Origin of the sequence: Flavonifractor sp. An91 (assembly GCF_002159225.1) — a bacterium.
GTDB lineage: Bacteria > Bacillota > Clostridia > Oscillospirales > Oscillospiraceae > Flavonifractor > Flavonifractor avicola.
The window spans coordinates 1-10381 of the sequence record NZ_NFHA01000055.1; the positions used below are offsets into that span (position 1 = coordinate 1).

Below are 10381 nucleotides of genomic sequence, written 5' to 3' on the forward strand. Positions count from 1 at the left end.
TACCATCTGGTTGGCCGCCGTTTCGATTTTGAGATGTTCAGCGGCTTGATTTTGTGTTGTCTTTTTGCCGCTCCCTCAAATCTGAAATTTCTACTTGACTTTTGTTAGCAGGTCTTTCCGATATTCCAAGCAACTGAGGTCTGATAATCTCTCCACATAGATGCGTAGATCCCGTTCTGTGCCATCAGCGCACTATGGGTTCCCCGTTCTGCGATGGTTCCCTGTTCCAATACCAAAATCTCATCGGCGTTTTGAATGGTGGGAAGCCGGTGGGCAATCATCAGGACAGTTTTTCCTCTTGTCAGACGCTCAAATGCCATCTGAATTTTGTGCTCGTTTTCCGGGTCAGCGAAAGCGGTGGCCTCATCCAGCAGAACGATGGGGGCATCCTTGAGGATTGCCCGCGCAAGAGCGATGCGTTGCTGCTCCCCGCCGGAGAGATAGACGCCCTTGGTTCCCAGCACCGTGTCCACGCCCTTTGGTAATTTCTCTAAAATATCATCGCACTGGGCAGCCCTGAGCGCCTCCTGCACCTGCTCTCTGGTCGCATTCGGCCGGGAGGCGCGAACATTTTCGAGGATGCTTGCCTTCAGCAACCGGCTGTCCTGAAATACAAAAGCGATGCGCTCCATCAGTTCCCGCTTGGGGATTTGAGAAACCGGGACGCCTCCAATGCAGACCGCCCCTTCCTGCACATCCCAAAACCGGGGGATCAGGGTGGCGGCGGTGGTCTTTCCGCTCCCCGAAGCGCCTACCAAAGCCACAGTTTTCCCCTCCGGGACTTGAAACGATAGGTGAGAAAGCGCAGGCACATTTCCACCTGGATAGGTAAAGGTCACATTCCGAAACTCCACATCATTCTGATCCGGTATCCGGGCGAGCGCGTCCTCTACTACGGAAGCCTCTGCCAGCAGGGAGTCAATCCGCCGCACTGCTTCCTGTGCCATCATACGATGTGTGCCGGAAAATAAAATTTTGTTGAGGATACCGGCACTGCCGGAGGTAAACAGGATATAGAAAATCAAATCCAGCAGAAACTCGCTGTACTGTTCCGGGCCAATCAGGAGGATACCAGCCGGGATCAGCACAGCAAAGGAGGCATTGATGATGACATTGAAAGCCACCATCGGTCCTTGGCAGGAGAGCGCATATTCCGTTACATTGTCCTTGTAGTACATGATAGCGGCGTAAAAGCTCTTAAAGGAGTAAATCGTCTGCTGGAAAACCTTGACTACTGGGATGCCGCGAACATACTCTACCGCTTCATTGTTCATCTGTTCCGAAGCGTCCTGGTATTTTCGCATATAGGACATAGATTTCTCGCTGGTCATCAGCATTTGTACCATAAACCCCGCAACCAGCAGAAGGATGGACAGGCCGCCTAATCTCCAATCAAAGAACAACAGCATGGCCAGCATCGTCACAGCTGTCACGGCTGATCCGGTCATATCCGGGAGCTGGTGCGCCAGGAAGTTTTCCGTCTGCGCCGTGTTCTCATTGATGATTTTCCGCAGTTTGCCGCTGCTGTTCTGGGAGAAAAAACCCAATGGGAGCGAAGCCAGATGGTGCAGGATCTGGGACTGCATATTTTTGGCCGTGTGGAACGCCCCTAGATGGGAAAATAAAAGAGCCAGCGAATAGAGAAGAAAGCCTCCTACGGCCAGACCCAGCGCGGCCCAGCCATAAAGGGTCATCGCCTCCACATCCACCGTACTCAAGTCCGGCAGGGCTGCCAGCACATTCCGCAGGACCAGCCAAATACACAAAAAGGGACACAGCATAAGCACAGAACTGAGTCCGGATAAAATACAGGCCACCACTGTCATCCAGCGGTAACGACCCCCAAACTCCAAAAGTCTGGAGATTCCTGTTTTTTTCTTCTGGGTCATCTCATCATCTCCTTATCCACATCAACACGAAAGAATCCATTCAGAAGTTTGCACCGACTAACCAAATGATACTGTCCGTCTGCAAAAAGCGCAATCGCTCCAGCCGAAGTCTGGAATGTTCCGAAATAGATTTGGCCGATTGCAAAAAAAGCACGCCGTGAAATCACGGCGTGCTTAACGTGCTTAATATATTTTTCTTTATTTGTTCCAGAATTGTCGGCGGAACTCATTGGGCGTGACGCCCGTTTTCTGATGAAATGCGGCGGAGAAACTGCTTTGCCTCTCATAACCAACTAGGGCAGCAATCTCACTGAGCTTTTTTTCACGGTCGGCCAATAACTCTTTTGCTCGGTCAATCCGGCAAGCCAGGATAAACTCATAAATCGTGGTACCGTAAAGCATACGGAACAGATAGGTCAGTTTCGACTTGCTCATATAGCACATTTGGGCCAGACGCTGGAGATCCACTTTGGTAGAGTAATTCTGAAGCAGAAAATGTTTGAGGCTTTGCATCGCCTCCTGATCCTTTGCGGATATGCTGGCGGCAGTCGGGGCAGATAAAGTCAAGTCATTCCACTCCAGGAGAGCGGCAAGTAGATCGAACACCTTTGCTTCATAGCGCAGACCCGCACTCCCAGCCTGTGGCAGATAGGCCGCCATCTGGTGAAGAATGCTTTCTACCTCAGGGAGCGACACTGTTCCATCCAGTGCACAGGCCGCTTTCTTCATCTGCGTGGTTTCTTGCCCCATTAGTGCAGGAAGCTGTTGTTCGTAAAACTCTGGCATCAGGCCAATCCCAATACTTCGGACAGGAGTGTTTTTAGGGATCGTATGTCCAAAGGTCCCCTCCTCCAAAAAGTAGCCCACCAGATTTTCCGGATTGGTACAGGGCTTTGTCAGCGCAGGCTCCGCGCTACTTGGAGAACTAACCGCAACCGTCAGAGCGGCGGGGTGGTGATAGTGGAAGGACATATCCTGGTGGAATACCACATCATAAATAGTTAACGAGCAGGCAGCATTGATAGGGTAGGTCCACAGATAGCCCTTTCCAACCCCTGGCTCCGGGACAAAGGTAAAGCCTACCCCGTTTTTTTCCTCCAGCCCCTTCTTGGCCGGTTTCAGCCCCAACTGAGGCAGATGAGAAAGACATAATTGCTCAAATCCCGTACGCACCGGCATCACCTCCTTTTTGCAATCGACCAAATGATTTTCGCAATCGGCCAAACAAATGGGCAATCACTTGTTTTTGCGAATAAAGGCACTATAATTCTATAAGACGGTTAGTGTATGCTAACCGATAATAACACATAAATGAGAAAAAAGCAAGGGAGGGCAATATGCGTTGAAAAAACTGATCCATTCGTTCACAGCAAGAAAAATCTTGGAACTTCTGCTGACCTTGCTGATTGTAACCTTTCTCTCTTTTTTACTGGTAAAGCTCTCTCCGGTGGATGCGGCGGAAGCCTATGCCCGGAGAACTTTTATGTTATACACACCGGAGCAGCTTGATGAGCTTCGGGAGGAGATGGGGCTCAATCAGCCGCTTCTGGTTCAGTACGGAACATGGGTGGGGAATGCGCTCCACCTTGACTTTGGAACCTCACTGGTCAACGGACGCTCTGTTTTGGGTGAGGTGTCCCGCGCAATGGGCGTCACACTGAGCATTGTATTGATAGCGGCAGTCATTGAAGCGGTCGGTATTCTTCTGGTAGGAAGCCTGTGCTACTGGTGCAGGCGGAAATGGGCGCACCTGCTTTTGGTTTTTGTGTGCATCGTGGGCGTATCCATCCCGCCATTCTTCCTTGCCAGTTCCTTTCTCGATGTGTTTGCAGTCCGTTTCGGATGGATCTCCGTGGCCTCCAGTACGGGGCTGATGCGGTATCTGCCCGCAGCCATCTGCCTGGCCGTGGGCGGGATTGCCCTCTACTCTCAACTTCTCTCCAAAAATATTGAGCGGGAGATGAATGAGGATTACGCGGTGTATGCCCGGTGCCGTGGGCTTTCCGACATGAGGATTTTGTGGACCCATGCGTTGCCCCATGCACTGGCCGGCTTGGCACCCAGCTTTTTGCAAATGGTCGGTATCTCCCTGGCTGGCTCTGCTATCGTGGAGAAAATCTTTTCTTTGCCCGGCCTTGGGTATTCCATCGTGGACAGCGTACTCTACCGGGACACGCCTATGATACATGCCACGATCCTGTTTCTGGCCTTCTTTCTGGTGATCTGCAACGCGGTTTCCGACATTCTGCAGCGGATATTCCAGCGCGGCCATGCTGAGGGGGCGGTCCAATGAAAAAGTTACATATCCTTTTTTTAAGCATTTTGCCGGCTTTGGTGATCCTGTTCTGCTTTTTAGGCTTTTTGGCTGCTCCCAACGATCCGGAGGAGGTCGTGATTACACAGTCCTTTTTGGCTCCCTGTGCGGAGTATCCGCTGGGAACTGACCAGTATGGCCGGTGCGTTCTCTCCCGCATCCTGTATGGCGGTTATACCACGCTGGGCATCGTCCTGATGGGCTCCGCCATCGTCATGACGGTCGGTATCCTGCTCGGCCTTCTGCTGGGCCAGGGAAAAGCGGGACGCAATGTATTGTTTGAAAGTATTCTGAACGCAGTTACTGCCATTCCGCCCATCGCTTATCTCATTATTTTCATCAGCACTTGGGGCAACAGTGTTTCCACCATGGTGGTGGCTCTCACAGTCTCCCTCATTCTGCGGATGATCAAGCTGGTAAAGACCAAGACGGAACTGGAATACAGCAAGGCGTATGTCCTGTGCGCAGTGGCCTCCGGCGCTTCCCGTTTTCGTATTTTGCTGATCCACATTCTGCCGAACCTCATTCGGGATGCGTTTCGCTTCTCCTGCCTTTCCGCGGGAGAGATGATCCTCTCCATTTCCGGCTTCTCCTTTATCGGTCTGAGTTTGGGAGAAGGGGTCATCGACTGGGGTAGCATGGTGTCCGAAGGGCGAACCTCGTTTGGACTGGCACCTGGGCTGGTTCTCTACCCCATGCTATTTATTTTCCTGTGCGTCCTGTCGTTCAACCTTCTGGGCCGCCAACTGGAGTCAGGAGGGCGAATCGATGCTTGAAGTAAAACATCTCACAGTCCGTTCCAAGGAGGGCAGGCCTCTGGTGCGGGATGTTTCCTTTACCCTCACCCCCGGAGAGCCACTGGGTCTGACCGGAGCCAGCGGATCGGGCAAGACTACAATCATCAAGGCAGTCATGGGGATTCTGCCCTATGGCTGTGTTATTGAGGCGGGCGAAATTCTTCTGGATGGGCTGTCTCTGGAAAAGCTTCCCGCTCGAGAGCGGCGGAAATATTGCGGAACGGTGCTCGGCTTTATCCCACAAAGCCCAATGACCGCATTTGATCCTCACATGAGAATCGGCGCACAGATGGTACAGACCTTCCGGCTCCGCTTGAATTTGCCGAAAGACAAAGCGCTGACGCTGGCCCGGGAACAGCTGCTGGCCGTCAATCTGGAAGATGTGGAACGGATTTTGAACTCTTTTCCCAGCCAACTCTCCGGCGGAATGCTCCAGCGGGTATCCATGGCCTGTCTGGGAGGGCTTGCCCCACGCTATATCCTTGCGGATGAACCTACTTCGGCTTTGGATGAGGAGAACCGGGATCACCTACTCACGCTATTACGGGATACCTACCACTCAGCCGGCATCTTGTTCGTATCACACGATGTGTCGGCTTTGAAAATGCTCTGCCGGGAGACCGTGATTTTAGAGCATGGTACGATAATTGAACGCCAAAATATCGAAGCGTTATTTGCCCATCCACAGAAGGCATGGACCGAGGCGTTTGTTCGGGCCGCAGAAGCTCAGAAAGGAGGCGAGTGGTCTTGGAAGGATTTGCAGTAAATCAGGTGTCCAAAACTTATATGGACGAAAAACAACGACCATTTCAGGTCCTCCGTGATGTGTCTTTCTCCTGGTCTGCTGGAGAAAATATCGCTGTTCTGGGGGAAAGCGGCAGCGGAAAAAGTACCCTGGCCCGGCTTCTGATCGGCATTGAAAAACCAAACAGCGGGACCATTACATGGAATGGGGAAGATATTACCCGCTGGAAGGCGTCCACATGGCGGGAGAAACGCAGTCATATCCAAGCGGTTTTTCAGGACGCCTCCGGGACACTCAATCCGGCTCGCTCCGTCTACCACAATGTGGAGGAGGCCCTACGCAACTTGACGCAGTTGGACAAGCGGCAAAGGCGGACGAGAATCGATGAATTGATGGAGCTGACCCACATGGACTCCCATCTTCTTCAAATTCCGGTTCGTCAGCTCTCTGGCGGCGAACAGCGCCGCCTTTCCTTGCTTCGGGCCCTCTCCATTCATCCGCAATTTCTGGTACTGGATGAAGTCACCAGCGGACTGGACCTTCTTTCTGCGGATGCGGTGTTGCAGGTCCTGGAGCGTTACCACGAGGAATTTGGCTGTGCCTATCTGCTGATCACCCATGACCGGCAGACGGCGTATCGCATATCCAGCCGGATTCTCGAATTAAACCAAGGGGTATTCGTGCGGGAAGCAGTCCGCACTGAATCCACATAACATCCAAAGAAAGGAACATAGACCATGAAAAAGAAACTGATTTCTCTGATTTCAGCGGCGCTCTGCCTCTGCATGGTGTTGAGTGCCTGCGGCGGGCCAGCCAACAGCGATCCGTCATCCTCCACATCCGAAAGCCAAGGTGGGGACAACACCCAAGACAAAACGCTTACCATCGCAACCATGACCGAGACAACTACTCTGTCTCCGCTTTATATGGGTGTTTATAATTACTCCATGTGCACCATGCTCTATGAAACCCTCCTAAAATACGAGGATGGAGAGGTCAAGGGCAATCTGGCTGAATCCTACTCGTTCAATGAGGATGGAACCGTGATGACGCTGACGCTCCGCCAAGGAATTACTTTCCATGACGGAACCCCCTTCAATGCCGAGGCGGTGAAAAAGAATCTGGATTTCATGCACAGCAACCCGCAGTATATGGCCTGCCCCGGTATTTACGATATAGAGAGCGTGGAAGCCACGGACGAATACACTGTCACTATTACCTACCCGCACCCCTACTACGGTTATGCCTATGACTTCTGCTGGCCAGATGTAGGCGGAATGCAGTCGCCCAATCAAATTGTGGAGGGCGATTTCCAGACGGTTCAGGGTTATGCTGGCACCGGCCCCTACATCTATGAGGAATATGTGTCTGGTGAATACACCCGCTTTGTCCGCAACGAGAATTACTGGGGCGAGGAACCCTATTTCGATGAAATCATTGCCCGGTATATCCCTGACTCCACTTCCCGGCTACAGGCGCTCCAGACCGGTGAAATTGATCTGGTTTATGGTAGCTCCATGATTTCCTATCAGGACTACCAGCAGGCCACAGCTCTGAATGGAGTTGCAGGAGCCATTGCGGAAAAGGATACTCGTGCCCGTGATATTACCCTCAACGCTTCCAGCGGTCCTCTGGTGGATGCCCGAGTTCGTCAGGCGGTGTCTCACGCCATCAATAAAGAGGAGTTCTCTGATGGCCTAACCTACGGCTATGAGCGGATTGCGGAGATGCCTTTCCCGGAAGGAACCCCCTACACCGACGTTGAGCTTACGGCATCTTACCCCTACGATCCCGAAAAAGCAGCGGCCCTCTTGGATGAGGCTGGCTGGGTCATGAATGAAGAGACCGGCATTCGAGAGAAAGATGGTGAGGCGCTCAACCTGACCTTTATCTATGACACGGCGCAGGACTCTCTCGTTTCCTCCTATGCCACCCTACTCAAGAGTCAGTTGGAGAAGGTCGGCATCGGCCTAGAACTCAAGGGCAGCGAGAAGATGGAGTGGTACGCCGAGATGATGGCAGGTAACTTTGACATTACCTATTGGATTGGTGAGTATGAATTTTCCTCACCTCACTGCTTCTTCGGTGCTATGCCCTCCATGACCCCGCACACCTTCTCTCTGAGCCAGGTTGACGGCTCCCAGGAGTTTTTTGACGCTATCACTGCTGTTAAGCAGACGGACGATCCTGCTGAGGTTCAGGAACTCTACAATTACCTCATCAACTATGACTTGGGTAATGTGATTGATATTCCGTTGACCTACTACAAAGACCTGATTCTCTACAACACCGACAAGATTGCCGGTTACGAATTTAGTGGTGTGCCTGCCTTCTTTGATGTGAGTGGATTACAGCCAGTTGCTTAAAACAAATTAGCTTTTGATGAAAGCAAAGGCCCAATGTAGATTTAGTATCTACATTGGGCCTTTGCTATATACTACTGAACCCTGGACGGTTTTTGATGATACCCTTGTGCGGCCGGGGCATTTGGCGCCTGCCGTCATTTTCCTTGATTCAGCCGTGCGATAAGACCAAGCAATATAATTAAATCATCATCTGATAATGTCCTGATGCCATCCAACGCCTTTCTGACAAGCTGTGGGGTGTTTTCGGTAGCGTCAAAAAATTGTAGGGGCGTTATTTCAAAATATTCGCAGATATTTAAGAATTGCTTCATGGAAGGCAATGCCCGGCCGGAGGAAATAGCCTGGATGTAGCCACGGTTTTGTCCCAGTTCCAAACTCAACTGGTATTCAGAAATGCCTTTTTTCAGCCGCAGCTCCGTGATCCGATTGCGGATAAATTCTTCGTCCATAAGTTCACCTCTCTAATAGTTAGCATATCAGAAAGGTTCCCTGGATATTGAATATTATTTGTGCTATAATTTGGCTTGTATCCTTGTTTTATACTTATTAAATGAGTTATTTTTGTTTTCTATGTGTAAGCCTATATTGGAATAGGAGGAAACCGCATGAATAGATGCGTTTGTGCCATTACTGGACACCGGCCGAGCCGGTTCAAGTTCAAGTATAGTGAAGATTATAGTCTTTGTAAGAAGATCAAGGCCAATATGCTGGAGGTGTTCCGAAAGCTACATGATGAACAGGAAGTTAGCTGCTTCTATGTCGGCGGCGCCCTGGGCGTGGATATGTGGGCGGCTGAACAAATCCTTCGTCTGAAGGAACAGCCTGGATACGAAGATATTGAATTGGTTGTAGCCCTGCCTTTTGTCGGCCATGACGCCAAGTGGGATCAGCGCAGCAAGCGCCGGATGGAGTTCATCCTGCAGCATTGCAGCAGAAAAGAGGTCATCGGAAACGAAGATTGCCGCGAGAGCTATGTCAAGAGAAATTGCTACATGGTAGATCAGGCCAATTACCTGGTGGCAGTTTATGATGATGCACGGAATCTGCGATCCGGAACAATGCAGTGTGTCCGGTATGCACGGAAGAACAATGTGCCGGTAGTTCTGATTCACCCAGACACAGCCAATATAACCTATCCAATGTAATCCATCAAGAGCGCCGGATGTGACCTTGTTGGTCCTACACCCGGCGTATTTTTTATATACCCCGTCATTTAGCCAAAGGCACTTATGCTATAATTCATATTTTGTTCGTAGCATTGTTCGAGTAAAAGAACTATAATGTGTTTGGTGGAGGTGTGAATATGGACTACATTACGCTCAAAGAAGCAAGCGAAAAATGGGGCGTGACCCCTCGACGGGTAAACTACTATTGCGCCGGTGGCCGTATTCCCGGCGCTGTAAAGATAGCAACAATCTGGCTGATCCCAAAAGATGCAGAAAAACCGCGTGACAGGAGAACAAGAGATGGAAAACAGCTTTAGTATTTTAATTATTGAAGATGACGTACTGCTAAACGATATGACTAAGCGGCTTTTAACCCAACATGGATATTGCGTAACTTCTGCCTATTCTGGAAGCGAGGCACTTCTATTGATAGAAAAAAGCAGCTTTGACTTGATTTTACTTGATCTGATGCTTCCCGGCATACCGGGTGAGATAGTATTGGGCAAGATAAAGAGCATGATGGATATTCCGATTATCGGTGTTTCCGCTAAAACAGATGTAGACAGCAAAGTGAACCTCATACGAAATGGCGCTGATGATTACATCACCAAGCCATTTGATAATCAAGAGCTACTGGTGCGGATTGAAGCGGTGCTGCGGCGATTTCGGAAGTCCACCGGGGCTAACGATAGCAAAACACTTCACTTTAAGGATTTGTCCCTTGATACAGAAGCTATGGAAGCTAAGATCGGTAATACTCCCATTGCTTTGACAAGGTACGAATACCTGATTTTGCAGCTTTTGATGTCTGCACCATCAAAGGTGTTCACAAAGAACAACATTTTTGAAAGTGTATGGAATGAAAACTTTATTGGAGACGACAACGCAATCAATGTCCATATTGGAAATCTTCGCAAGAAGTTTGCCAATGTCAATCCAGAGGAAAAGTATATTCAAACGGTTTGGGGCCTCGGATTCAAAATGCTGTTAGCGTCAGGCGATAATCGCCATTCCGGGTCAGGCGAAAAACGCCAATTTTGGTCAACTGAAAACAGCCATTTACAATTTGAATAGTTCCTTTACACTGGAGGCGTAGCCAGCCCC

General features: G+C 50.4%; 11 protein-coding genes. 8 read left to right on the forward strand and 3 right to left on the reverse strand.

Features of this window, described 5'->3' with window-relative positions:
* Positions 1-104: 104 nt before the first annotated feature.
* Entirely contained in the window at positions 105-1889 is a 1785-nt protein-coding gene (locus B5G42_RS16650) for an ABC transporter ATP-binding protein (RefSeq protein ID WP_087272799.1), read from the reverse strand.
* Positions 1890-2087: 198 nt separating this feature from the next.
* The gene (locus B5G42_RS16655; protein WP_162611138.1) at positions 2088-3113 is read right to left on the reverse strand and encodes a helix-turn-helix domain-containing protein; all 1026 of its coding nucleotides are present in this window, start codon (positions 3111-3113) and stop codon (positions 2088-2090) included.
* Between the two features lie 118 nt (positions 3114-3231).
* On the opposite strand from B5G42_RS16655, the gene B5G42_RS16660 reads away from it, so the two are divergent.
* From B5G42_RS16660 to B5G42_RS16680, 5 genes are read left to right on the forward strand one after another with little or no spacing between them, the layout of a single operon-like run.
* A complete protein-coding gene (locus B5G42_RS16660; RefSeq protein ID WP_087272806.1) occupies positions 3232-4182 on the forward strand; it encodes an ABC transporter permease in 951 nt (316 codons plus the stop codon).
* Positions 4179-4979 (forward strand): ABC transporter permease, encoded by an 801-nt coding sequence (locus tag B5G42_RS16665; protein ID WP_087272809.1) that lies wholly within the window; start codon positions 4179-4181, stop codon positions 4977-4979. Before B5G42_RS16660 ends, B5G42_RS16665 begins: the two co-directional genes overlap by 4 nt.
* Complete coding sequence (locus B5G42_RS16670; protein WP_087272811.1) at positions 4972-5766, forward strand: ATP-binding cassette domain-containing protein; 795 nt, start codon at positions 4972-4974, stop codon at positions 5764-5766. The genes B5G42_RS16665 and B5G42_RS16670 overlap by 8 nt, the downstream gene beginning before the upstream one ends.
* Entirely contained in the window at positions 5748-6458 is a 711-nt protein-coding gene (locus B5G42_RS16675) for an ATP-binding cassette domain-containing protein (protein ID WP_242961270.1), read from the forward strand. Before B5G42_RS16670 ends, B5G42_RS16675 begins: the two co-directional genes overlap by 19 nt.
* 24 nt (positions 6459-6482) lie before the next feature.
* On the forward strand, positions 6483-8111 hold the full coding sequence (locus B5G42_RS16680) for an ABC transporter substrate-binding protein (protein ID WP_087272813.1): 1629 nt from the start codon (positions 6483-6485) through the stop codon (positions 8109-8111).
* A 134-nt stretch (positions 8112-8245) separates the two neighbouring features.
* Here the strand turns inward: B5G42_RS16680 and B5G42_RS16685 are convergent, their stop codons facing one another.
* A complete protein-coding gene (locus B5G42_RS16685; protein WP_021632301.1) occupies positions 8246-8560 on the reverse strand; it encodes a helix-turn-helix transcriptional regulator in 315 nt (104 codons plus the stop codon).
* A gap of 156 nt (positions 8561-8716) precedes the next feature.
* On the opposite strand from B5G42_RS16685, the gene B5G42_RS16690 reads away from it, so the two are divergent.
* The 3 genes from B5G42_RS16690 (at position 8717) to B5G42_RS16700 (ending at position 10351) form a co-directional block, all read left to right on the forward strand.
* Positions 8717-9256 carry an SLOG family protein gene (locus tag B5G42_RS16690; protein ID WP_087272816.1) on the forward strand — a complete coding sequence of 180 codons (540 nt, stop codon included), beginning with the start codon at positions 8717-8719 and terminating at the stop codon, positions 9254-9256.
* Between the two features lie 158 nt (positions 9257-9414).
* On the forward strand, positions 9415-9594 hold the full coding sequence (locus B5G42_RS16695) for a DNA-binding protein (protein WP_087272819.1): 180 nt from the start codon (positions 9415-9417) through the stop codon (positions 9592-9594).
* On the forward strand, positions 9578-10351 hold the full coding sequence (locus B5G42_RS16700) for a response regulator transcription factor (protein ID WP_242961271.1): 774 nt from the start codon (positions 9578-9580) through the stop codon (positions 10349-10351). Before B5G42_RS16695 ends, B5G42_RS16700 begins: the two co-directional genes overlap by 17 nt.
* Positions 10352-10381 lie beyond the last annotated feature (30 nt).